Origin of the sequence: Lacrimispora sp., from assembly GCF_046972725.1 — a bacterium.
In the GTDB taxonomy this organism is placed as follows: Bacteria; Bacillota; Clostridia; order Lachnospirales; family Lachnospiraceae; genus Lacrimispora.
On the sequence record NZ_JBKVXF010000009.1, the window covers coordinates 1 to 22,981 of the forward strand.

Here is a 22,981-nt window from a genome sequence, read left to right on the forward strand (position 1 = left end):
AATGGGATTTTGGAGAGCACAGGATGTGCTCCGGTATACAGTGGAAAAACAGTTAGAAATTGCAGAGCCTTATGGTGAGGTGGTCGAAGTGGGGCAAGTTCCCGGTCAGATGGGGGGCTTTCCATCATGTGGGCCGTTTAAGTGCACAGGAGAACAAAGAACCGGCTGTCTGTTCTGTCCGGTGGGCTGTCATCTGACAAGCTTTGAAAAATTCGTAAGGCTGAAAGCATATAATCCCAAGCTTTATGATTTCTGTATGGAGGAATTGGGAGAGAAAAAGCTGCTTAGCTGGATAGAGAAAAACTATAGGAGAGGATATAAACAGATTGCATGATATTACACAGTAGAGAGGATATGAAGAATTGCTGCGATTTAGCAATCACATTGGATTGGATAGCTATATATAGATTTAGAATATTGACAAACACTATATATAGTGATAAAATAAACATGACATTGATTTGTGCCGCTTTTTTACTAAGCGCATTGGAATGTTTGTTCCGGGCAACCGGAAGCTAAGTTTTTCAGGCATGAGCCTAACATAAGAAAGCCAGGCAGAGAAGCAATCTCTGTTTGTAAGTAAGACATCAGAAATTTGAAGAAGTTTCTGGTGTCTTATTTTTTTGCTAAAAAAGAAAAGGAGAAAGAAAAAATGAACATGGAAACGCGTAAGACAAGTTTTGAAGAGAAGTTAAAGGAGAACTTGGGAGCGGAATATAAAGCGACATTTCCGCAGCGAATGGAAAAACAGGACGAGGAATTTCTCAGGGTTGGAGTCCAAAAATCCGGTGAATCAGCTGGAATTTGGATATACCTAAACGGCAGTGAGTTTCATTGGCTGGATAATGAGGAAGACATTCAAAGGGCGGTAACAAAAGTGATAGAAGAGTACAAAAAAAAGAGAGGATTCTTAAATGGTCCATATCTCACAGGAGATAGCTTTAGCAACGTAAAAAACAATCTTGTTTGTGCATTGGCCAATCGCGAAGACAATGAGGAAGTGCTGAAGTATATACCGCATATCAGATACTACGACATGGTGGCGTACTTCTTGATTTTTATTACGGTGGATGGAGAATCGTATGTTAGAACCGTGGTAAACGAGGATTTAGACCGGTGGGAAGTGGAGCTGCAGGACGTGCTGGAAACGGCAAAGTCAAATACAGATCTCAATCCACCGGTGATTGAAATGGTTGAAATTAAGGACTGGAAGGTGATATCAGCTCCAATAGGAAACACATTTGGTGAGATGCTCCAATCTATCAAAAGCCATCAGGAACAGAAGAACCCTATGTATGTGCTGTCAAATCAAAGTGGCCTGTATGGAGCCAGCAATATGATTGACAATCATCTGTTGGGACAGATTTCAGAGAGCTGTAATGACAGCCTCCTTATACTTCCGGTAGACATTCATGAGATTATATTAATTCCGTCCAGAAAAAATAGAACCTCTATTGCGGATTGGAAAGCTGTGATACATGCCTTAAATATTGAAAATAAAGGAGTGAAGCTTTCTGACCTTGTATATTTGTTTGACCGGGCGGATAAGAAACTGCATGTAGCAACAAATGATGATTTTCAGGCATAAAGCCTGGACAAAAATAAAAGAAAGGAAGGAAAACAAATGAAGTTAGAAGCAAGATGGGATAACGCAGGGAGAGACCAGCTCACAATCGGCGAAATGGTTGAGATGGGAAAGGATGGCTATGAGTTTGTTATCAGCGGAGGCCATATTGTATCTGTTCTAATTAACTTATAAGGAGAGGGCGCATATGAATTTTGCAGATGATTTTTCAAAGACATTCTGTGATAAGGAAGAGTTTCTCGAATTTTTGGATGGGATTGAGTGCGGGGCAGAATGGCAGAAACATCCCACCAATACTGTTCTTGTGATTGCCGGAGAGGAAGAACCAGAGATTTGCGAGAAGATAAAGGACATGGACGAGAAAGAGGAAATCATAAAAGATACAATGAAGAATTCCGGCCTGTTCTTATGCCTTGGCAGTACCTATTATCCGGTCGGACAGACCACCATGAAGTCAATCGAGAGCAGGGCCAGGATTGCAGGTTCTGCGCTATTGGATTTGCCGAAGGGGAAATTAGCCCGGGTATTAAATGACTGTCTGAATGTGACAAAGGGAAATGCGCTTGTGAGAATTCATGAAGGAAAGGTGCGCGCGGTACATGGCGGAGACCCAAGTGACTATTCCGTCCTGCCAATGCCGGAATTATTTGAAGTAGCATCTATCTATGTTGCAGAAAACTATGACAAGGCTACCTTTTCAAACGGCCTGTTCAGTCATTCTCTGGCAATGGCGTCCTGGGAATTGGAAGAAAAAGGACTCTTGGATACATACCGGGAACTGCTGCTCCAGTATGGCTTACAGGCAGATAACGTATTATCAGCTTTGATTCGTGTCCAGACATCCGATGTTGGCGTAAGTGGTGCGAATATCTATTATTCTCTTCTGCTGGGAGCAGAGAAGAAGCCGTTGATTTTAGGAAAACCATTGAAATTGGAGCATACGAATAATGCATCCATAGAAGATTTCTCTCAGAATATGGGACAGATATTTGCCAGATATCAGGAGGCCATTGGTGATTTGTCGAAGCTGTTTCATGTATATGCCAGCTATCCGGCTAACGTTATGGCTAGTGTTATGATTAAGGCTGGTATCAGTAAGGCGCTGACAGCCCAGACGGTAGAACAGTTTAAGGCCGGACATGGACCGGGAATCTGTAATGGCTATGATATTTATTGTGGAATCTGTGAGGCGATTTTTCTGGCACAGAGCAATGGAATGGGTGCAAAGGCATTAACCGATTTGGAAGAGATGGTTTCACGGTGCTTGACCTATCGTTTCCATGAATATGATATCCCAGGAACGATTCTGTACTGATGAAAGAAATAAGGCAGGGCAGGGAACCCTACTGTTCTGTCAGAAAGGAGACAATATGCTGAACCTGAATTATGAACCAGATGTGCTGGTGGAGGATATAACAACCCTATCCCATGACGAATGGAAATTATACAGAACACTGGGGATTGGGGGGAGTGATGCGGCGGCCGTGTGCGGCATCTCGCCATGGAAAACAGCCAGGGATTTATATGAAGAGAAGGTACATAAAAAAATCAAAGAACAGAATGATGATGGCTGGGTAGCAAAGGAAATCGGAAAGCGTCTGGAGGAATTGGTGGTTCAGATTTTTATGAAACGCACAGATACCAGACCGTATGCTGTGCGTAAAATGTTCCGGCATCCGCTGTATCCGTTTATGATATCTGATTTTGATTTTTTCGTTAAGCTTGATGAGAAGATCTATTTGTTGGAGTGCAAAACCTCGTTCAGTTACCACCACATGAATGGCTGGGAAGGTGGAAATATTCCGCCGCACTATGTTCTCCAGGGGATTCATTATATGAGTGTGGCTAACGTAGATGGCATAATTTTTCTCTGCCTTCATGGTAACCATGAGGGTTCTCTTATCATACGGCGCCTGGAGCGTGATTTGGCACAGGAAGAAGAACTGATTCGGCAGGAATCGTATTTCTGGAATCAGTGTGTTGCTTTAAGAAAACCACCTAAGTATACGGAGAAGGCTGACTTAATGCTTAAAAGCATTCAGGGACGCTATGGTGTGCAGGAGAATAAACAAATTGTACTCCCACCATCATATGCGGCAAACATGACGTCCTATCTGAAACTGAAAAAACGGAAGTCAGAATTGAAGCGTCAAATGGATCAAATAGATGAACAGATGAAACTTGCCTATGCGCCAATAAAGGAAGCCATGGAGGGAGCTGAGGAAGCGGTACTGGAAACTGGTAATATCAGATATTTGGCCGGCTATAACAGGAAAGTTACAACTTCCATCAATAAAGACAGCCTGGAGGTGCTGCAGCTTATGCATCCGGATATTTACAGAGAGTATGCGCAGACAAATACCTCACAGTCTTTTTATATTAAAGAGGATAAGGCAAGTTAGGGGAGGAAAATGAAAATGGACGAAGAAATGAGACAGCCAGAAGAAATGGTATCTGTGATAGATGGAAAGAAGGTACAGGAAATCTTGGTTGGCCGATATCTCAATGTTGTTATTGTGGACCATACGGATTTTATGAAGCTTATGTTGAAGGAAGACTACAGAATCAGGCATAATTTTATGATGTTGATTGGGCAGTGGTTTATATGTTTATCCTCCAGTAGTGAGTGGGATGAACGAAATGAGGGCAGTGTGAAATTGTCCTGTAAACTGAAACCAGAGCTTTCAAAGACCAATTTATGGCCTTGGGTCACGTATGGGGATTCTGCACCCAATGAAGTTTCGGTAAGCGGCCACCAGACGGAATCAGTTGAACGGCTGTTTGCAGCATATTTATCTAAAACAGAATGGGAAATTTGCAATCCATTTCGCCAGTTCCTGGTTGCTATGCAAAAGGAGGACCGTACACTTCAGCAGATATTGACTCGGTTCGCAGTGGAATGGTGTGACTGGGTGGTAAAAGAGGAAAAAGAAATACAGGGAGAATCTTACCGTATTGCCAGTCTGATTGCATCAGTACCCTCTGTCTTACTATAACATAGGAGGAATTTTGACTGATAATGAGAGACATTTTCTGGAATTAAAGCTTAGAGTTTGGTTAAGAAAGCTGAAACGGGAAAAAGCCGGTTTTGCCGGCCATAGAACTCCGAATGACTGGTCCTGTGAGCTAACAGATACTGCGAAAAAATACTTATGTGATGTGGTATATTCCGGTCAGGGCGGTTATGTGCTTGCGAGTGAAGAATCTCGCTTATTTACTGAGTTGCAGCAGGCTGTGACTCAGGCAAAGGTAAAGGAAAAACTCCATCAGGCATTGTTTGTGGATATGGATTTTGAGATGGTACGAGATCTGGCATATGGACTAAGAGGCCAGGTGGAGACAATTATGATGGAATACAAATCACACGTTAAGAAAGGGAATGAACATGGAACAAAAGATTTTAACACTACAGGAAAAAATGGTAAAGATCCGCTCGGAGATACCTGCATTGGTAAAACGCGCATACAGTGAGGACGTGAATTATGATTTTATAAAGATTGATGATATTTTCCGCTATCTGACCCCGGCAATGAACCGATGGAATGTGAACTTTGAAATTGTTTCGGAATGTGCTTCAAAGAGAAACGAGAATGGGGACTCTGTCTATGTTGAATTCTTAGCATATTGTCAAATGTGGCTGTATGAGGCAGATTTAGAACTAAAGTGGATTAATGCAGAGAAGCCAGAAGACGAGGTAACCGTTACAATCCATGCCATCGGTACCCATGAAATGCCGGAGAAAGCAAAAGGCAGTGCGCTCACATATGCCATGAAATACTACCTAATGGATAAGTACTGCATCGACCAGGGCGGTGTAGACCCGGATATGCGGGATTTTCCACCGGATACATATGATGGGAGCATACCGGAAAATGATGGCTTGTCCTCTGATGCATATGATTTCTCAGATCGGGATTCAGAAGGTATAGCAGGAGATGCCTCTGGAATAACCGATATGGAACTGGACGCTGAAATGGAAGGCGGACAGGAAGTACCGGATGAATTACCGGAGGAAGAACCGATGGAGGAAGCTGAGGAGAGCGAAGTTGATGCATCTGAAGAACGTTCCATGATGAATGATTCAGAGATGAACCCAGAATCAGGGCAGGAGGAAGCGGATGCGGAAGAAACAGCAAAACAACAAGATGGGGGTATGGAATCAGATGCAAAAAAGACCAGAAGGAAATCTGCAAAAGATAAACAGAAGGCAGATAAGGGAGACACGAACCGTCCGGTTCTGAGCCGCCATATCATGCCGGAGAATGGGACGATGGTGAATCTGCCAAACGAAGTAAGCCCACAGCCGGCTGTAAATATGACAATTGAGGAAGCTGGCAATATTGTTTGCACATTTGGTATCTATAACAATAAATGTCTGAGTGAGCTGCTCAATCAGGGAGAAGAAGGGGTGAAGGCGTTGGAGTGGATAGCCTATAATTACCGCGGCAGAAATGAAATAATCCGACAAGGCGCCAGATTGCTTTTGAGCACGCTGTAGGCCGCATGGTGAAAGCAGCGGGAAAGAATACTTAAAAGATGTTTAACATATCAGATGTAGCAAATTTGTTGGGAATTAAGAGGCTGACGGAAGGAAATTCCTTTAATGTCGTATGTCCGTTCTGTGGCGATACCAGAGGAAAAATGAATTTCCGTATTGTAAAAGACGGTGAGCTGGCAAATACCTATCACTGCTTTAAATGCGGCGCTCATGGAAATATGCTGACACTCTATGCAGACCTGATGGGAATTTGTGGTGTGGATCGGTATAAAATTGCCTATCGTGAAATTAAGACGGCGCTGCATGAGGGCGCTGGCTGCAGAAACAGCTATGACAGCAGCTTCACAGGAACGATGACACAGATAGAGGAGGAAGAAACAGCAAGTCTTGAGAAAAGAAGTCAGATTTATCAGAGACTCATAGAGATGCTGTCCCTGTCGGAAACTCACCGGAGAAAACTGATGGACCGGGGGCTAACAAGCAACCAGATTGAGGTATTCCATTTTCGCAGTACTCCAGTTCATGGGACTGAGGGGCTCGCAAGGAGGCTGATAAAAGAAGGATATTCTCTTGCGGGCATACCGGGATTTTACATGAATCAAAACCAAAACTGGGATATTGCGTTATATCGGAATAACCAGGGAATCCTATGCCCGGCTTACAGTATATCCGGAAAGATTGAAGGTTTTCAGATACGGTTGGATGCTCCCCATGATGATAAAAAGTATTTGTGGTTAAGCAGTACCAATAAAAAACGTGGTGCCGGCAGTAAGAGTCCGGTCAGTTTTGTTGGAAATCCATTTGACAAGACGGTACGGGTAACGGAAGGAATATTAAAACCGATTGTCGCTCATGCTTTATCCGGATACAGCTTTTTGGGGACACCGGGAGTAAACCAGTATAAGAGCCTTGAGAAGGCATTGGCAGTCCTAAAGGAGAACGGTCTTGAGATGGTCATGGAATACTTTGACATGGACAAATTCATGGATATCGGCTGCTATGGTGATTATAAGTCCTCTACTTGTGGTAAATGTCAGAACAAGGAGCGTTACTATGGAAGGAAGATTTGTGAAGAGAAACGGAAAAAGCGGGACCAGATTCGTGCGGGTTGCTGCAGGCTCTATGAGAGCTGTGACCGGCTAAAATTAAAATGCATCCGCAAGACCTGGGACCAGAGAGAAGATGGGATTTGGGCTGGAAATGATAAGGGAATTGATGATTACTGGTGGTCTGGCCTGAAGAAAAAAGAGGAGCAGATTGGATATGATGGGATGGACAGAACAATTCATCATCGAAGCAATTTGCCGTCATACGGAACAAGAGTTGCGTAGTGATGAGACAAAAACAGAGAGAATGAAGCTTAGTGCCTGTAGCGCCTTAGAAAGTATCAGAAGACGTGTCAATGGATACGGAGCAGAGTGTTTTGCATTTGTCCTGTTGGTTGGGATTATGTTAAAGAAAAGTCAGATGATACTGAATGCAGATACAAAGGGGGAGCTGGAAGCGATTTTAGAGCCTTCCGTACCCCGGTGGAATTACGGAGGATTTCTCACAGGTCCCTATCATGTACCGGAAGAAGAAGCAATCTTTTGGTCGAAAGCTTCATTGGAGGCCCCGTTGAATGATGAAGGAGCAAGACGGTACCGGGATGTGGCTGCAGTAGCCTTTCCAGAGGAGATGGCTGAAATCTGGGGAACAGATGATACAGGAGAAGGCGGCATTGCCGTATAAAAAGGCAGGGAGAGAAACCATCTTTCCGTGTCTATTTTTGCGCATGAAGCTAAGATGGAGCAATCCAAAAGTGGGTTTGTATAAAAACGAAGGAGGATAACAAATGAACAGATGTATATTTGTGGGAAGATTGACAAGGGATCCGGAGGTGAGTTTTTCAGAGAAAGCCCAGATGTCGATTGCCAGATTTACTGTGGCGGTGGACCGGATACCAAAGAGAGAAGGAGAACCAGAAGCAGACTTTTTTAACTGTGTGGCATTCGATAGGAAAGCAGAGTTTGTGGAACAGTATTGGTACAGTGGTATGCGTGTGGTGGTAAGCGGAAGAATGCAGAATGATAACTACACAAATAAAAAGGGAGAAAAGGTATATGGCGTTTCTTTGAAAGCGGACGATGTTGAGTTCGCTGATGGAAAGAGAGAGGCAGATAATGGGCAGGCGCAGAGCACGGCTCCGTCCAGAGCAGTATATCCTGCAAATGCATCAGCGGCACAGATGTCCAAAGAAGCTCCGGTGACGAGAAATTCAACACAGGCACCCAGAGCAGCCACTGCGGCATCCAGAGCAGCAGCGCCAGCTACGAATCAGGGCGCCGCAAAACCGGCTGCCAGCAGAAATACACCACAGCGTCAGGCACCTAGCCGAAGCGCGGTAGGAAGAAGCGCATCCCAGCGAGGGGCTGCGAGGGCAGCTGCCGGCGATGACTTTATGAATGTAGCGAGTGGAATGGAAGAAGGTCTTCCGTTTAATTGATTTAACAGTATGAATACAGACGGCTAGGATGTGATGGCGCATTCTAGCCGCCTGCTTTTGGAGGATAAACGAAGATGAATGAAAAGAAAGTACAGAAATTCATCATGGTATTTTTAATGTGCACAGCGGGGGCCGTGATGTTACAGCTGGCAGCGCCCATGATTTTGGGACTTATTGTGAATGCGGTATCGATTGGGATTCCATTTGCAGTGTATTACTTGCTTATCAGAAAAAAATGGAGAATCAGGATAATTAAATCATCGGAGGAAAAAGAGCAGTCTGGCAGTGGAAGTGGAGCGGCCGAGGAAGGTCCGGATGATGGAAATAAAGGTCAGGACGAAAGGGACACCCCGGTATATGAATGGTATACACGGTGCGGAAGGGAACGAATCAAAGCGATATCTACCAATATATTTGCACATAAAAAAAATGAATTTTGGATTCGTACCGATGGTGTCTGTAATATCCGCACCCCAAAGGGTTACAGACGGGCTGGCAATCTTCCTGGATATCCGGGCGCGCAAGCCAATACCATTACCGAATATTTAAAGCAGGACGGATTTTATGCAGTCAATGATGGGAGATACATTTATGTTTCAAGGTAAGCGGGAGGAAGAGAACCGATGGTATGTAAATTTAAGAGCCGACTGTATATAAACCCGGGGAATGGTTATACCGTGGCTGAATACAGCAGTATGGAGCTGGATTGTATTCCAAGTGAAGCAGTCATATCCAATTATGGAACAGAGGTGACGTTCACTGCATTTGGAAAAGAACTTCCTTGTATGGATAATGTGGAGATTGAGATGGAGGGAGACTGGAAAAGGTCCGAGAAATATGGCCTTCAGTTCGGTGTTGACTGGTCGAGGGTTCTCCTTCCCAAAAGCCGGGAGGGAATCATCGGTTATCTGTCCTCCGAATTGATTACGGGAATCGGCCCGGTTATGGCAAGAGAGATTGTCAACCGGTTCGGAACCGATACCTTCACTGTTATGGAGAATCATCCTTATGAACTCCTTGCTATTAAGGGAATTACTGAACAGAAGCTGGAATTTATTATTGAATCCTATCAGAAGAGTGCGGAATTAAGGGAATTAATGGCGTATCTTGCACCTTACCACGTCACACCCAAAAAGGCCGAAAAAATCAAACAGCATTTTGGTCTGGAAGCAGTGACACTGTTGAAGGAAAACCCATACCGTCTTTGTGAAATCAAAGGGTTTGGTTTTATTACCGTTGATCCCATTGCCAGAGCCAGTAAAGACCTCGCTCCGGATGAGCCTGAAAGGATTAAAGCGGCTATTCAATATGTTTTGAGAAAGGGCGCTGAAGAAGGAAATCTGTATTTAGACAGTACCATCATTGTCGATATGGCATATAAGGTGCTCAATGCAGGCTTTCCAACTGATACAGTCAGGCGCGGACAGATTAAGCTGGCAGGAAATGAGCTGGTAATGAAGGATAAGCTTCTGGAGGCAGATGGAACGGCTATTTATTTAAAGGCATACCGGGAGGCGGAGAAAGAGGCAGCGTATCATCTTGTCAGGCTGCTCCGTTCACCGGGGAACACGTATAATATTGAGCGGGAATTAGAGGCTGTTTTAGCAAAAAGTAAAATGACGCTTGCACAAAAACAGGAGGAGGCAGTCCGAATGGTATTTCGGTCCCAGGTATCCATCATCACTGGCGGCCCTGGAAAAGGAAAGACTACCATCCTCAAAATTATTCTTCAGATATTTGAACGTCTGGAAAAAAATAAGTCTGTACTACTTTGCGCACCCACAGGCAGAGCCAGGAAAAGACTTTCAGAGAGCACTGGGTATCCGGCTTTTACAATCCACAAAGCATTATATGTAACGGATGATGAGATGGACAATATGGAACCCGAAATCCTCGAAGAGGATTTGATTATTGCGGATGAATTTACCATGTCCGACATGAAGCTTGCCAGTATGCTGTTTTCAAGAATCAAGACAGGAGCCAGACTTATATTGGTAGGTGATGCGGATCAGCTTCCATCGGTGGGACCGGGAGATGTATTTAGAGAATTAATTGTCTCCGATGTGATTCCAGTTACGGTTCTGGACGAGTTTTTCCGGCAGGCGAAGGGGTCAAATATCATATGGAATGCGGATTTGATAAACAGAAATCAAAAGAATCTTCTTTATGGAGATGATTTTACCTTTACCTATGTGGAAGACGCATATGATGCCGCAGAAAAAATTTCGGAAATATATCAGGAGGAATTGGAAAGAAACGGCGGTGATTTGGATATGGTTCAGGTATTATCACCTCTACGCGCTAAAACAGAGGCAGGGGTAACTGCTTTAAATAACCGGCTGCAGGGAATTGCCAATCCGTTTGCTGTTGATAAAGCGGAGTGGGAAACCAAGTACGGTTTGTTCCGTGTTGGTGATCGGGTTATGCAGACGCATAATACAGAAGAGATTGCTAATGGAGATATTGGAAGGGTTGTCCAGATTGGAAAATCAAAGGCTGGGGAAATGGAAATGACCGTGGATTTTGGAGATGTCATTAAAACATATCAGGAAGATGAGTTATCAATCCTTGAGTTAGCGTATGCAACAAGTATACATAAATCACAAGGAGCCGAATTTCCAATTGTGATAATCCCGGTACTTACCTGCTTTTGGCCGATGCTAAAGCGAAATATTTATTATACAGGAGTCACGCGGGCAGAATTTCGGGTTCATCTTGTTGGATCAAAGAAAGCTCTCTATATGGCAATTTCCAACAGTGATATCGGCAAGAGAAATACCCTGTTGGCAGTAAGGTTGCGTGCAGAGGCACAGAGACAGGGGCTGATTCCCGGACAAGAAGCTGCATAAGAAGGAGGAAATCAAAAGATGATGAAGATTTTTGAAAACTGGACATTTACCAGAATTTTGCCGGAACCATTTGCGGGCGTGGCTGCAAACCGCGGGAAAAAAGACACAACGGAGGCATCCTGTCTTTCCGTCCATAACCATATGTCAAGAATGAAGCGTGCAACCCTGCACGCTTCCACTTTAAAAGCACTGCTGGCCGTATCTGCAATTATAAGAGGAGACCAGGAAGGCGCATTTGGTGTACAGACAGTGTCGGGAACGGTTAAATGGTATTGTATGGAGTACGCAAAGCCTGTGGCTGCCGGTTCTGAAATAAGAATCGGTGTGTATCATCCACAGGATGGTAAATGGAAAGGGATTGTAAAGAACGGAACAACACTGGCGGCATATCCGCAGATTGGTGAGCGGGGGGCAAGCGGCAGGGAAATTATCATGATGTTCATTTTTGCAAGCTTAGCAGAAGGTTCTCTTCATGACGATGAATTTTCCAAAGCCTTCTTGCTGTTAAACGATGAGATAAAAAATGGATATCCGGATGCGGATAAGGCAACGGACCTGGCTTTTCTATGCTGTGACAATCTGTACCGAAGAATTGTCAATAGTGCGTCTCTCGGTGAGTCTGGTATTTTGTTTGACGGGGATAGTATTGCGTCTGGAAATGTACCGTTAATTCTTACCAGTCAACTGGCCGATGGAGATTATAACCCGACCGAGACGATATATGGAAAATTTCAGGTTCTGGAATGTAAGGACTGTGAAAGAACAATAGCAGAATTAAAAGAGCAGTATGACCGCAAATTTGAGCTTACCGATGAGGAAAAAAATCTGGTTCCTAAGCTGCCGGAAAAATACAATGTATCAGCAGAAGCACAGGAGATTATGGACGCGGTTATCAACAGCCCCATGCGGGTTTTCCTTAGTGTAGGGGAAGCTGGCACAGGTAAAACAACAAACGCAAAAATTATAGCACAGTTGTTGGGATTGCCGTACTATGCTTTTACATGCAGCGAGGGAACAGATGAAGTGGATCTGGTATCTTCCATGGTTCCCAATACAGGTGAACGGCCGGGAAAGATTCAAATTCCCATGCCAACGTATCAGGATCTAATCATGGACCCGGTTTCCGCTCTGGCGCAGATATGCGGATTGTACGACAACGAAATCAGTGAAGAAGGGGCGTTTAGAAAAATCCTGACCATGTTTTATCAAAATGGATTTGAAAATGGGAAGGATGATAAGAAATTTGTCATGGTAGAGTCTCCTATTGTGACTGGGTGCAGAAGACCATCACTGGTGGAAATCCAGGAGCCTTCTGTTATTACCAAACCAGGTACTCTGGTTAAGTTAAATGGACTGCTGGATGAAGGTGCGACAATCACACTGACCAGTGGAGAAGTGGTGAAACGGCATCCCGACACAGTAATCCTCATTACAACCAATATGGGATATAAAGGGTGCCGGGGATTTAACGAATCCGTTTTGTCCAGAATGCGTATGGTTCATTACTTAGAGCCGCTCAATGCGGAGGCAATGGTAGCCCGGGTCAAGAAGAAAGTGAAATTTGACGATGAGACTTTCTTAAAGAAAATGGCGGATATTGTTTGTGAAGTACAAAAACACTGCAATACAGAAATGATTACGGGCGGAGTATGCGGATACCGGGAATATGAGGACTGGGTGTGGGCTTACCTTATACAGAAGGATATATTGAAAGCAGCAAAATGCACGCTCGTTGCGAAAGCAGCGCCGGAACCAGAGGAAAGGGAGGAAATTTATAAAAAACTGGTGATACCCGCGTTCACAGAGGCGCAGGCGGCATAAAAAAATGAGGAGGAACCAATGAATAAAAAAGTGCAGCAAAAACGTAATCAAATAAAAAATAGAATGGGAAGGCTGACGGATAAAGATTTTTTTCTGTCTCAATCCTATCATGACACCATGTTAAAATCTGTCAGATTGTTGGGACAGAAGAATGATATCACCCTGTTCATGGATTATGAAGAGTCCGATGACGCCAGGATTGCGTTTACAAATGGACGGCTCCTCTACTTAAATACGGCGAATCCAATCACAAATCTGATGACGAGCCGGGTGTCTAAAATAAAGAGCCATGAGGGGTTTATAGCCCATGAATGCGGCCATCTTAGATGTTCGGATTTCAAACGGCGGGGCCGGTATGTAAGCGGATTCTCCAGATGGCGTGTGTATCCAAAGCCTCCACAGGTGCAGCTGGTATACGAAAGAAAAGCCTGGGAGGAGATGAAAGGATACTTAAATGCCCATAACGTGGTGGCAGCCTCGGTGATACAGAAAACCGCTTCTTATATAAATAACGTACTGGAAGATGTGTATATTGAAAGCTTTATGTGCCAGAAGTATCCGGGCAGTATTCAAAATGGAATTCAACGTAATGCCGCGCTTATCATTCATCATATTCCAACGCAGGAAGCGCGTAAGGCAGAAAAGAGCGATGGACTGACCATTATGCTGGATATGATTTTCCGCTATGCCAGAGCCGGAAGGACAGAGGCAGAAAAAGAATATGATAAACAGTATTGTTCCCGCTTAAATTCCTGCCGTAAAATCATTGATGAGGCAGTGGTAAGCGCTGACCCGGATATTCGCTTTTATGCTACGAACCGCCTGATGCTAAAGTTGTGGAAATACATCAGACAGGCCATTAAAACAGCGGCAAAGAGCCTGAAAAATGAAATAAACCGGCTTTCGGAGGAAGAACTGAGTAAGAAAATTCAGGAGTATTTAAAGCGGAAAATGTTATGGGTGGCACTTTCAGAGACCATCGGTGCTTCGGAAGAACAGAATGAAGTGGAAGAGGAAATTGAAGGCTGGGACGGGGAGCTGGAAGGAGAACCGGAATCTCAAAATCAGAACGGTAAGAACGAAGAATTAGAAAATGCACTTGAGAAAATGCGAGATGGGCAGAGGCAGGAAGGAGGAGAAGAGGAAACAGAGGAAGGATCGGAGATAGATGAGACATTATCTAATCTTTTGCAGAAAATAGCAGAGGAGAAGTTTCGGCAGGATGAGGAATCGGATTTAAAAAGGAATCTGGAGGAGGAGGCAGCAGATTTTAAATTGGACGGTATCCACAAAGATTCAGTGATTGAAATGCACCGGATGACAACAGTTCCCCTGCGATTGGAAAAAGAATATAAAATGATTGCTCCAGAAATAAACCGAATCACAAAACGGCTGGAAGCATCGCTTGAAGATGTGCTGGAGCGGTTGGAGGGAGGTACGCAATCAGGTCTTTACATGGGGAAACGTTTAAGCCGTGGAAATCTGTACCGGCTGGATGATAAGATTTTTGAAAAAACAATAAAACCGGAAGATGGATTTTCAATCGCATTTGCGGTTCTGCTTGACCTTTCAGGTTCTATGTCATCCGGTGGCAGGATTGAGTCTGCACAAAAAGCGGGTCTTGTCATGTATACGTTTTGCCGGAATCTGGGAATACCGGTTATGCTGTATGGCCATACAACCCATGATACGGGATATACGGAAGTGGTAGACATTTACTCTTTTGCAGATTTTGATTCTGTAGACAATCAGGATTATTTAAGAATCATGAGTGTTAGTACCTATGATTGTAATAGAGATGGAGTAGCACTTAGATTTGTAGGACAAAAACTGCTAAACCGGCCAGAGGATATAAAAATATTATTAATGATTTCGGATGGACAGCCTTATGCCCAAGGATATAAAGGCGAAATTGCAAAAGCAGATTTGCAAGAAGCCAAATATAGCCTGGAAAAAAGAGGAGTTAAGTTGTTTTCCGCAGCAATTGGTGATGACCGTGAGATGATTGAGGAAATATACAAAGACGGATTTCTGAATATTGCAGATTTCAATACAATGCCAGTCAAACTGGCAGGTCTCATCGCCCGGTTCATCAGATAGAGGAGGAGACATATGGCAGAAAGGGAAGAACGGGACTGGTCTAACGTAGTATCCGGTCAGATTGCAGTGTATAAAACAGATAAGGCACTGTTAGAGCTCATGGATAATTTAAAACCAGCGTCATATTTATTTCCGGCTCATATCCATGCGTCCGGAGACGTGTCAGAAGTTGGGGAAAGGTCCTTAATCCGTCTTAATATGCTGGATTACAGCAAAGGAACAGGGGATAATACAGTGAGTGTCTATGCCAATATCAGCCCAGAAGAAGCTAAATACATATACTCGGCGCTCTTTAATCATCTGTGGGAATTTGATTATCCCCAGGAAAAGATTTTTGGTAATCCAGATAAGGAGGGTTACAGTATTGTCACAAAACTTAAGATTGTCCGGTATGATACTGATTCCCAGGGGAATAAACGTAATTACCCATGGTTTGTAGAAATACAAAATGGACGCGGCATTGCAATGAAAAATTCCAATGGTGGCCGGTATTGTAAAAAGAACAGTTATATCTGTGACAAGAAAGCCAGTCTGTACATCAATGATAAAGACCTGTTTATCCTATTTTGCAAGACAGATGCTTATATACGTGCGTTTGAGACAGAGTATGCATTTCGGGAAAACAGGATTGGAAACTTTACCAGCTTGTATGGTCTTTTAAAGAATGAGATACAGGGAGCAGCCGACAGACTGCTCACTTGTATCCATAGGGAAGATGAGGAACCTATGAAAAAGGCAGGATGATTTAGTTCTAAAGACCCTGTAAAAGTTGTTTGCTTGAATAAGAGGGGCAGATATGATATATTAGATTTGTAAAAGCATAAATTGTCTGGAACAGAAAGGAGGGCTTCTATGTGCCAGATCTCAATCCGCATACCGGATGCAGTTATGTATGATACACATATGAGTGAGGAGGAGGCCGCTGCATTTGCCAGATGTATGGTAGCAGTAGGATATTATACGCAGAATAATGTGTCCATAGGATACTGTGCCCAGATAGCCGGTATGACAGAAGAAGAATTTATTAAATATCTGGGAAAGGGGAAGGTCAGTATTTTCCAGTTTGACAATAAAGCAGAGTTTTTGGAGGAACTGGAGAATGCGTAGAGTGATTGTAAATTCCACCCCCATCATTGTACTTTGTAATATTGGATTATTGGATATACTGAAGGCGCTCTATGAAGAGATTTGTATCCCGGAGGCTGTGTACCGTGAGGTGACAGAGAAAGACGATTCGGCATGTCAGGTATTAAAGACTGCATTGAATTGGATACATGTGGAAAAAATCGCAAACCAGTCAGATAAAAAGATGTATAAGGCGAAGCTACACGATGGAGAAGTGGAAGTCATGATTCTGGCCCAGGAGGGGACAGCGGACGATTTAGTCGTGATAGATGACAATGCTGCTAAAAAAACAGCAAAATATCTCGGTCTAAAAGTTACCGGAACAATCGGAGTCCTTTTGAAAGCCAAGAGAGAGGGGATTATTCCGGAGATTGCTTCCGTTCTCGAAAAAATGAAAAAGAACGGATTTTATATCAGCGAAAGCTTGGAACAGCTGGTACTGGAACAGGCAGGAGAACAACACAATATATAGCACAATGAAGTTGACAAAAACTATATATGGTGGTAAAATGAGTGGGAAAGCTGATTTATGTAATCCAAGGATTACAAGTAGTTTTTGTTCCGGCATTAAAACTGGAAGCAGGATTTTAAAGTAACAGAATAAGAGCAGCTATTGTGCTGCGGGAATGAAGAGACATCAAAATGAATTGTTTTGGTGTCTCTTTTTTTGTTTGCAGAAAGGAGGAAGAAGCCAGAAGGCGGAAAGGAGGGAGCGGATGAGAGATTCTTACGATTCGGAGGGATATCATTGCCTTATCATTGCAATCTTAATGGGAGTCAATGCAAGGGAGGCCCGGTTTCTGTATGAACATGGCCTGAATAATCCGATTTCCCAAAAAATTTTAAAAAAGAAGCATCCCAAAATTGTGCGGGTGTCAACAAGAAAGGAGAGAAAAGAAGTTATACAGCAACTGAGAAGCGAGGGTTACAGTATAGAGGCTATCGCAGATATTTTAAACTGTGACCATTCCACTGTGAAACGAAATTCTAAATTGAAAAGGAGATTCACATCATGATGACATTAGAAAAATTTGCCGAAGCTGTCAGCTCTGAAGTAGCCAAAAGATTAGGGGCCGGTTTCCATGTGCATGTTCTGAAACCGGTTATCAACAATGGCATAGTCCAGACACAGTTGTGCATTGAAAAAGAGGGGCAGCAGTTTCGCCCCTCTATTCACTTGAAAGATTTTTTTGAGTGCTACAAAAAAGGAACAGGGCTTCAAGCGATTATTGATGAGATTCTGGAATGCTATGCATCGGCGCCAGATATACCGGCTGGTATGCAGGAGATTGTAAATGATATGAGTTTTGAGAAAATCAAAGACAAAATCATGTGTAAACTGGTAAATACCCACGACAACGCTTCTATGCTGGAGAACATCCCAAACATTCCATATCTGGATTTATCCGTTATATTTTTATTATTATGTGAAGAAACAGAAGAAATAGCAGCAACCTTAATGATAACAAATAAGCATTTGAACTATTGGTCTGTGGACAAAGAGGAATTGTATCAGAGAGCATTGGTCAATATGGTAAATAAGTATCCACCAGTGCTTATGAAAATAACGGACATGATGTATGTGTTAACAAACCGGATTCACTTTTGTGGTGCAGAAGTCTTACTCTATCCCGGGCTCATGAGATACTGTGAATTACATGTGGGAAAGGATTTCTTAATCATTCCTTATAGTGTAGATGAGGTGATTCTGTTTCCGACCCTGGGTGCTGAGGATGCTGTAGTTTCTCAGGAACTGGCGGATTTGATACAGTCCATTAATGCAGAGGAAGTTCCGGCAGATGAACGGTTATCCAATCATGCATATAGATATTGTTCCGCTGAGGATAAGGTTATATGCATTTAAGGTGACTTTCATTAGGATAGGAGAGGTTTATGCATATACATAAATTTGCAGATATCGCCTCGTTTGCAGAGATTGGGGTTGGAGGGAATCTTCCGGCAACAGAAGAGTACCGGGAATTCATCAAAAAGCTCCACCCAACACAGTTCCTGACAGGACGGCTGACAGCTCCGTTATATGAAGTAGAGTATTCTTATGTAACTGTGCGGGGAAATTACCGAAAGGCTTATAAATATATCCTGCTGCGTTTGGAGCATGATGATCTGGACCTGGAGATTGAAATGATATTCTCAGACTGGGTAGAGGAATTAAACCGTAAATGTCCATACCGGCGTATTTTAAATGCACAAATTCTTAAAATAACGCCCATAGCGTATGCAACAATCCCATTTGAAATCTAAAAAGGTTCCATTCCCTCATTTCCCGGAGAAAACTCCTGGTTGCCGTTAAATGCCAGGTTACTGCGGACCGAGGCCTTGAAAGAAAAGCGGTTAGCGGCGTAAAAAGACACACCGGAAAGAATGGCTTTTCCGTCAATAGCAGAATAATTGCGAAGGACGGGAGAGAATGGAACAATACAGACTTTTTGATGATTTTTCAGATAAGGTAAAACGGGCAATCCAGTTGTTTCAGATGTTTGAAGATGCTGCGGTCCGGTATCATAAGGATGGTTATTACCTTGCCTTCAGCGGCGGAAAAGACAGTGTTGTGCTTTATGTGCTTGCAAAGATGGCTCATGTGAAGTTTCAGGCACATTATCATTTGACAACAGTAGATCCTCCGGAGCTGGTGCGGTTTATACGGGAGGCATTTCCAGATGTCAAGGTTGAGTATCCGGAGCTGACCATGTGGGATTTGATTGTCAAGAAGCAGATGCCGCCGCTGCGTACAGCACGCTACTGTTGTGAAGTGCTGAAAGAAGGAGGGGGCGAGGGAGCCTTTACGGTGACCGGAGTCCGCTGGGAAGAAAGCAGGAAAAGAGCCAACCGGGATTTCTTAGAGATTCATAAGAAGAAAGGGGCTATTTATCTAAATTGTGATAACGAGGAAGATCGTAGAAAATTAGAAATATGCAGCTTGAAGGGAAAAAGAATATTAAATCCCATCATCGACTGGACAGAGGAGGACATCTGGTGCTTTATCCGTAAGTATCAGGTGCCTTATTGCTGTCTGTATGACCAAGGCTTTTGTAGGATTGGGTGCATCGGTTGCCCTCTGGCAAGCATAAGAAGCCGGGAACGGGAATTTGAGCGATATCCCAAGTACCGCGATGCTTACATACGAGCTTTTGACCGTATGGTAAAGGCGCGTACAGCCAGTGGTAAATCTAAGGGAAACTGGAAGGATGGTGAGAGTGTGTTCCGCTGGTGGATGTATGGAAATGAAAAAACAGATAAACAGGTTGCAGGTCAGATGGAGCTAAAGGATTTTATCGACATGGCGGCTTAGTCACTTCACTGGGTTCGTAAAAGGCATCAATGGGTGGAGTAAAACGTATTGCACGTAAGCACCCAATACGGCCGTAATGTACGTATAACGAAAGAAGGAGGACCAAATGAAAAAACAATCGTGTAGGAACTGCCACAATATTGATCTGAATAAAAAAGAGGAAACAGAAGGAAGGCTGAGTGGACGCTACCGTTATGGCTGCACCGTACAAAGAAGTGGGTTTATATGCGGCTTTATTATCAGCGATGAGAAACTGGAAGCTTTGGTATGCCCAAACTGGAAAGGAGGGAAGATGGAGGAGGCAGACTACGAAAGGCTGGCGGACGAATTTGGGGAAAGGCTTCAAACTCTGTATGACCGGTGGAATATGTGGAAAATAAGGGGGTGCCCGGAGGCGGATGTGCCTGACGGAGAATATTTAAATCGACTTCGCAGTGGAATAGAAGCGATGATGAGGCAGATTGAGAATACGTTCGCTGAGGCAGATTACCCAGAATGTTATTATGCTCCGCTTCCTCCGGTTATGGATGTGGATTACATGGCGAATTGCCAGCAAATTAAAGAAACCGCAATTCGTGCGCTTGAAGAATACCGAAATAATAAGGATTATTTATGGTTAGCAGACCATATCCAACATTTGGATAATGAGGACAAAGAAAACAGTGAGGCTTACCGTCTCTTGTGTCATGTACAAAGTTTGGAAGAAGCGATTTGCGAAGATGCCTACTTGCAGATGAAGAGAGTGAGCTTCCAGGAAAGCCTGTATGATGACATGGCTAACTGTAAAAGGCGTATTTTGAAAAGAAAGCGCCGGCCATCAAATAGGAAATCGAAAAAAAATAGCCCGCAGATTGTTGGTCAGTTAAGAATCGGTGATTTGAAGGCTTCATAAGGAGGAAAAGAATGGACCATCTTATGTTAGTAAAAAATCTGTTCAATGATATGTTTGTGTTTCTTAATGGTACTCAACCGCTGCCTTTAGAATCGCTGGATGATGTCTACCAGGGGGAACCACTATTTCTGGCGCTGATTGGAGGTTTGGACCAGGCACTTTTGGTTGATTATAATAGCGCAATGCAGGAAAGCTATGGATTCTATAAGAAGTATTGCGGCAGAGAACTTACTGAAGAGGAATGGGAACAAGTGGTAGAAGAAATCCAGATGTTCATTGATAAATGGAACAATAGCTGGTGTAAGGGAATGATTTTGGCGTTATTGGCGTTGATGGAACAGGAAGAGGACGAGCGGAAAGGAGAAGGAAAGATGGAGCAGGCAGAAAGTTCCGGAGATGAAGAGTTGGATAGCATAGATAATGCTGCATAAAGTCAGTATAGCCGGGGAATGGTGAATTCTCCGGCTGAATTTAAAGGAGTATGACAATGATAGAAAAATTATATAAAAAGGTTAAGAATATTCAAGATTTTAACGAGACAGCCAGTAAGTTGCGTCAAATGGGACTAAAGGATGAACTTAAAAATCTTGCCGGGAAATATAAGGTTCCTGAAGTGGATTTGAAAGAGTTCCTCTCTGGAAAGCGGTATTTCCTGATAGACGGAGGAGAGACGCAGAAAGATTATATGTCAGCCCGGAGTAAGCTGTTGGATGAAATGTTTAATCTGAATGATCCTCAATTTACGGATGTTATCGGCAACTATCTCATAAGGTGCTGTGATAAAAGCGATTTTGCTGACCTGGTGCTCCAGAAACACAAGACACTGCAGCGGTGTGTTGAGTCAATCATGAGTCGGGCGTATGAAATGGTAAGCGATGAGGTGAAAAAAAGTGGCCGATATGCAAACATGGCTGTTTTGGAAGACACAGTTTTTGAATGGGTACGGGATTATTATTTAACGGATGACCGCGAAAAGGAGGCCGAGAGAAGAACGGAAGCAGAAGAGGCTTTCCACAAACGATTGTCGGCGCAGATGAATACTCCGAAGGGAAACAAAAACAAAACCGCTAAGAAACGCAACGCTTCCAAGAAAAATAAAGCAGGTGGAGCAAACAGCAATGCATCTGAGAAGGAAGGAAAACATTCTTCAGCCAAGACGGAGGCGGCTGACCAGAATAAAGACCAGATTGAGGGCCAGGTTTCTCTGTTTGAGAACGGCCTGGCTGAATAAGGAGGAAATGACCATGTTGATTGCATTTAAGGGCTTTGATAAGGATTTAACTTGTACAAACCACGGTAATACATACCAATATCGATTAGGCGTGTGGAATGAGGAGGATAAAGCAAATTGCGGAATAAATGGAATGCATTGTGCTGAAAACCCATTGGACTGCTTATCCTACTATCCGGACTGGGACAGGGCAGTGTATTACATGGTTGTCGCTGATGGTGATATTGACGAGGATGCATATGACAGCAAAATTAGCTGCACCCGGTTGAGGCTTATAAAGAAACTGGACAAAGGAGAATTTGTGGCTCATAGCTTAAAATATCTTCTTGATCATCCATTTAGAAAAAATAATCACCTTGTGTGTCTGAATCAAGGCGTGGCAAAAAACGGTATTGTGATTGTCAGAGGAAAGAACCCTATTGCAAAAGGCACAAAAGGAGATATCCTGGGCTTTGCAAAGGAAGTGAGAAGCCAGTCCGAGATTACAGAGATAGGAATACATGTTGTGGATGGAAAAGAGATTCTTCCAGATACTTGGTATAGCATCAATGGAAAAATAAGAAAGGCAGGATAAGAGTCATGAAGAAAATAAGACTGAAAAAGCTGGGACATCTGTATGCAACAGATGAAATGCTTTGTATGGCAGAACAGGATATACCGGAGAATAAAAAGATTGGGTGGCAAAGAGTTGAGCCTGTCTTCCAGCGAGAGGTATATCTGCAGAGTAAAATTTGTGACGGTATTTTGATGGTTGCTATCTATTTGGCGAGGGATTTACGGCTGGGAAGTAAAAAACCATTATATGAAATTTTCATTGATAAGAGTAAAAGAGAATATCTCACTTGGGATACAGTAAAGGGAAAATGGCGGACCGCGTGTGTGGAGGCCCTTGAATTTCCGCATTACTACAGTTATTCATGTGCTTACTTGACACCAGAAGATAAGATTAGATTGACTGAGTATCTGGGAGTTACCCAGGAAGGTATGGAAGGTATCTGCCAGTACCAGCAGTCCATTCTGGAGGAGCGTCTGGAGAATAGATATAAAAAAGAGACATCTCTATGGGAGGCGGCGATGAAGTTGGT

At 43.4% G+C, this 22,981-nt stretch carries 25 protein-coding genes and 2 pseudogenes; all 27 read left to right on the plus strand.

The features are described 5' to 3' along the window. Window positions 1–334 (plus strand): annotated as a pseudogene (locus ACLTWA_RS19700) (hypothetical protein); the annotation flags it as partial. A gap of 318 nt (window positions 335–652) precedes the next feature. Next, entirely contained in the window at window positions 653–1,588 is a 936-nt protein-coding gene (locus ACLTWA_RS19705; RefSeq protein ID WP_256154909.1) for a DUF5688 family protein, read from the plus strand. A 36-nt stretch (window positions 1,589–1,624) separates the two neighbouring features. Then, a complete protein-coding gene (locus ACLTWA_RS19710; protein WP_002591431.1) occupies window positions 1,625–1,759 on the plus strand; it encodes a hypothetical protein in 135 nt (44 codons plus the stop codon). Between the two features lie 13 nt (window positions 1,760–1,772). Next, complete coding sequence (locus ACLTWA_RS19715; RefSeq protein WP_006775852.1) at window positions 1,773–2,900, plus strand: hypothetical protein; 1,128 nt, start codon at window positions 1,773–1,775, stop codon at window positions 2,898–2,900. A 55-nt stretch (window positions 2,901–2,955) separates the two neighbouring features. Beyond that, window positions 2,956–3,987, plus strand: coding sequence for a YqaJ viral recombinase family protein (locus ACLTWA_RS19720; RefSeq protein WP_039892736.1), 1,032 nt, complete (start codon window positions 2,956–2,958; stop codon window positions 3,985–3,987). 15 nt (window positions 3,988–4,002) lie between these two features. Then, window positions 4,003–4,581: a hypothetical protein gene (locus ACLTWA_RS19725; RefSeq protein WP_002591434.1), complete on the plus strand. Its 579-nt coding sequence runs from the start codon at window positions 4,003–4,005 to the stop codon at window positions 4,579–4,581. 13 nt (window positions 4,582–4,594) lie between these two features. Beyond that, a complete protein-coding gene (locus ACLTWA_RS19730) occupies window positions 4,595–5,056 on the plus strand; it encodes a hypothetical protein (protein ID WP_002591435.1) in 462 nt (153 codons plus the stop codon). Then, on the plus strand, window positions 5,034–6,083 hold the full coding sequence (locus ACLTWA_RS19735) for an ERF family protein (protein WP_238004788.1): 1,050 nt from the start codon (window positions 5,034–5,036) through the stop codon (window positions 6,081–6,083). Before ACLTWA_RS19730 ends, ACLTWA_RS19735 begins: the two co-directional genes overlap by 23 nt. 38 nt (window positions 6,084–6,121) lie before the next feature. Then, entirely contained in the window at window positions 6,122–7,414 is a 1,293-nt protein-coding gene (locus tag ACLTWA_RS19740) for a DNA primase (RefSeq protein ID WP_412329616.1), read from the plus strand. Continuing rightward, window positions 7,347–7,814, plus strand: coding sequence for a hypothetical protein (locus tag ACLTWA_RS19745; RefSeq protein ID WP_227898893.1), 468 nt, complete (start codon window positions 7,347–7,349; stop codon window positions 7,812–7,814). The genes ACLTWA_RS19740 and ACLTWA_RS19745 overlap by 68 nt, the downstream gene beginning before the upstream one ends. Before the next feature lie 103 nt (window positions 7,815–7,917). Continuing rightward, window positions 7,918–8,568: a single-stranded DNA-binding protein gene (locus ACLTWA_RS19750; protein ID WP_412329617.1), complete on the plus strand. Its 651-nt coding sequence runs from the start codon at window positions 7,918–7,920 to the stop codon at window positions 8,566–8,568. A gap of 74 nt (window positions 8,569–8,642) precedes the next feature. After that, the gene (locus ACLTWA_RS19755; RefSeq protein WP_055654103.1) at window positions 8,643–9,173 is read left to right on the plus strand and encodes a hypothetical protein; all 531 of its coding nucleotides are present in this window, start codon (window positions 8,643–8,645) and stop codon (window positions 9,171–9,173) included. Between the two features lie 18 nt (window positions 9,174–9,191). Continuing rightward, complete coding sequence (locus tag ACLTWA_RS19760) at window positions 9,192–11,417, plus strand: ATP-dependent RecD-like DNA helicase (protein ID WP_412329618.1); 2,226 nt, start codon at window positions 9,192–9,194, stop codon at window positions 11,415–11,417. An 18-nt stretch (window positions 11,418–11,435) separates the two neighbouring features. Continuing rightward, a complete protein-coding gene (locus ACLTWA_RS19765) occupies window positions 11,436–13,238 on the plus strand; it encodes a hypothetical protein (RefSeq protein WP_055654099.1) in 1,803 nt (600 codons plus the stop codon). 18 nt (window positions 13,239–13,256) lie between these two features. After that, on the plus strand, window positions 13,257–15,338 hold the full coding sequence (locus ACLTWA_RS19770; protein ID WP_055654097.1) for a cobaltochelatase CobT-related protein: 2,082 nt from the start codon (window positions 13,257–13,259) through the stop codon (window positions 15,336–15,338). Window positions 15,339–15,350: 12 nt separating this feature from the next. Continuing rightward, a complete protein-coding gene (locus tag ACLTWA_RS19775; RefSeq protein WP_002591444.1) occupies window positions 15,351–16,082 on the plus strand; it encodes a hypothetical protein in 732 nt (243 codons plus the stop codon). A 108-nt stretch (window positions 16,083–16,190) separates the two neighbouring features. Then, window positions 16,191–16,445, plus strand: a complete 255-nt coding sequence (locus ACLTWA_RS19780) for a UPF0175 family protein (RefSeq protein ID WP_002591445.1) — start codon at window positions 16,191–16,193, stop codon at window positions 16,443–16,445. Then, window positions 16,438–16,935, plus strand: a complete 498-nt coding sequence (locus ACLTWA_RS19785; RefSeq protein ID WP_055654095.1) for a DUF3368 domain-containing protein — start codon at window positions 16,438–16,440, stop codon at window positions 16,933–16,935. Before ACLTWA_RS19780 ends, ACLTWA_RS19785 begins: the two co-directional genes overlap by 8 nt. A gap of 244 nt (window positions 16,936–17,179) precedes the next feature. Then, window positions 17,180–17,479: a helix-turn-helix domain-containing protein gene (locus ACLTWA_RS19790; protein WP_002591447.1), complete on the plus strand. Its 300-nt coding sequence runs from the start codon at window positions 17,180–17,182 to the stop codon at window positions 17,477–17,479. Then, window positions 17,476–18,327, plus strand: coding sequence for a DUF5688 family protein (locus ACLTWA_RS19795; protein ID WP_002591448.1), 852 nt, complete (start codon window positions 17,476–17,478; stop codon window positions 18,325–18,327). Before ACLTWA_RS19790 ends, ACLTWA_RS19795 begins: the two co-directional genes overlap by 4 nt. Window positions 18,328–18,356: 29 nt before the next feature. Then, window positions 18,357–18,725: a hypothetical protein gene (locus ACLTWA_RS19800; RefSeq protein ID WP_002591449.1), complete on the plus strand. Its 369-nt coding sequence runs from the start codon at window positions 18,357–18,359 to the stop codon at window positions 18,723–18,725. Window positions 18,726–18,891: 166 nt separating this feature from the next. After that, window positions 18,892–19,773 (plus strand): phosphoadenosine phosphosulfate reductase family protein, encoded by an 882-nt coding sequence (locus ACLTWA_RS19805; protein WP_089775177.1) that lies wholly within the window; start codon window positions 18,892–18,894, stop codon window positions 19,771–19,773. Window positions 19,774–19,879: 106 nt separating this feature from the next. After that, complete coding sequence (locus ACLTWA_RS19810; protein ID WP_002591451.1) at window positions 19,880–20,665, plus strand: hypothetical protein; 786 nt, start codon at window positions 19,880–19,882, stop codon at window positions 20,663–20,665. An 11-nt stretch (window positions 20,666–20,676) separates the two neighbouring features. Further along, the gene (locus tag ACLTWA_RS19815; protein WP_002591452.1) at window positions 20,677–21,096 is read left to right on the plus strand and encodes a hypothetical protein; all 420 of its coding nucleotides are present in this window, start codon (window positions 20,677–20,679) and stop codon (window positions 21,094–21,096) included. A 56-nt stretch (window positions 21,097–21,152) separates the two neighbouring features. After that, window positions 21,153–21,896, plus strand: coding sequence for a Cas9 inhibitor AcrIIA9 family protein (locus tag ACLTWA_RS19820; RefSeq protein ID WP_349147627.1), 744 nt, complete (start codon window positions 21,153–21,155; stop codon window positions 21,894–21,896). A 13-nt stretch (window positions 21,897–21,909) separates the two neighbouring features. Then, window positions 21,910–22,470 (plus strand): hypothetical protein, encoded by a 561-nt coding sequence (locus tag ACLTWA_RS19825; RefSeq protein ID WP_055654090.1) that lies wholly within the window; start codon window positions 21,910–21,912, stop codon window positions 22,468–22,470. Between the two features lie 5 nt (window positions 22,471–22,475). After that, window positions 22,476–22,981: pseudogene (locus tag ACLTWA_RS19830) on the plus strand (hypothetical protein); the annotation flags it as partial.

Excerpts from the sequence above, each read along its gene's own strand:
- ACLTWA_RS19705 (WP_256154909.1), top strand. The coding sequence starts at position 653 with ATGAACATGGAAACGCGTAAGACAAGTTTTGAAGAGAAGTTAAAGGAG.
- ACLTWA_RS19710 (WP_002591431.1), top strand. The coding sequence starts at position 1,625 with ATGAAGTTAGAAGCAAGATGGGATAACGCAGGGAGAGACCAGCTCACA.
- ACLTWA_RS19715 (WP_006775852.1), top strand. The coding sequence starts at position 1,773 with ATGAATTTTGCAGATGATTTTTCAAAGACATTCTGTGATAAGGAAGAG.
- ACLTWA_RS19720 (WP_039892736.1), top strand. The coding sequence starts at position 2,956 with ATGCTGAACCTGAATTATGAACCAGATGTGCTGGTGGAGGATATAACA.
- ACLTWA_RS19725 (WP_002591434.1), top strand. The coding sequence starts at position 4,003 with ATGGACGAAGAAATGAGACAGCCAGAAGAAATGGTATCTGTGATAGAT.
- ACLTWA_RS19740 (WP_412329616.1), top strand. The coding sequence starts at position 6,122 with ATGTTTAACATATCAGATGTAGCAAATTTGTTGGGAATTAAGAGGCTG.
- ACLTWA_RS19745 (WP_227898893.1), top strand. The coding sequence starts at position 7,347 with ATGATGGGATGGACAGAACAATTCATCATCGAAGCAATTTGCCGTCAT.
- ACLTWA_RS19750 (WP_412329617.1), top strand. The coding sequence starts at position 7,918 with ATGAACAGATGTATATTTGTGGGAAGATTGACAAGGGATCCGGAGGTG.
- ACLTWA_RS19755 (WP_055654103.1), top strand. The coding sequence starts at position 8,643 with ATGAATGAAAAGAAAGTACAGAAATTCATCATGGTATTTTTAATGTGC.
- ACLTWA_RS19760 (WP_412329618.1), top strand. The coding sequence starts at position 9,192 with ATGGTATGTAAATTTAAGAGCCGACTGTATATAAACCCGGGGAATGGT.
- ACLTWA_RS19765 (WP_055654099.1), top strand. The coding sequence starts at position 11,436 with ATGATGAAGATTTTTGAAAACTGGACATTTACCAGAATTTTGCCGGAA.
- ACLTWA_RS19770 (WP_055654097.1), top strand. The coding sequence starts at position 13,257 with ATGAATAAAAAAGTGCAGCAAAAACGTAATCAAATAAAAAATAGAATG.
- ACLTWA_RS19775 (WP_002591444.1), top strand. The coding sequence starts at position 15,351 with ATGGCAGAAAGGGAAGAACGGGACTGGTCTAACGTAGTATCCGGTCAG.
- ACLTWA_RS19780 (WP_002591445.1), top strand. The coding sequence starts at position 16,191 with ATGTGCCAGATCTCAATCCGCATACCGGATGCAGTTATGTATGATACA.
- ACLTWA_RS19785 (WP_055654095.1), top strand. The coding sequence starts at position 16,438 with ATGCGTAGAGTGATTGTAAATTCCACCCCCATCATTGTACTTTGTAAT.
- ACLTWA_RS19790 (WP_002591447.1), top strand. The coding sequence starts at position 17,180 with ATGAGAGATTCTTACGATTCGGAGGGATATCATTGCCTTATCATTGCA.
- ACLTWA_RS19795 (WP_002591448.1), top strand. The coding sequence starts at position 17,476 with ATGATGACATTAGAAAAATTTGCCGAAGCTGTCAGCTCTGAAGTAGCC.
- ACLTWA_RS19800 (WP_002591449.1), top strand. The coding sequence starts at position 18,357 with ATGCATATACATAAATTTGCAGATATCGCCTCGTTTGCAGAGATTGGG.
- ACLTWA_RS19805 (WP_089775177.1), top strand. The coding sequence starts at position 18,892 with ATGGAACAATACAGACTTTTTGATGATTTTTCAGATAAGGTAAAACGG.
- ACLTWA_RS19810 (WP_002591451.1), top strand. The coding sequence starts at position 19,880 with ATGAAAAAACAATCGTGTAGGAACTGCCACAATATTGATCTGAATAAA.
- ACLTWA_RS19815 (WP_002591452.1), top strand. The coding sequence starts at position 20,677 with ATGGACCATCTTATGTTAGTAAAAAATCTGTTCAATGATATGTTTGTG.
- ACLTWA_RS19820 (WP_349147627.1), top strand. The coding sequence starts at position 21,153 with ATGATAGAAAAATTATATAAAAAGGTTAAGAATATTCAAGATTTTAAC.
- ACLTWA_RS19825 (WP_055654090.1), top strand. The coding sequence starts at position 21,910 with ATGTTGATTGCATTTAAGGGCTTTGATAAGGATTTAACTTGTACAAAC.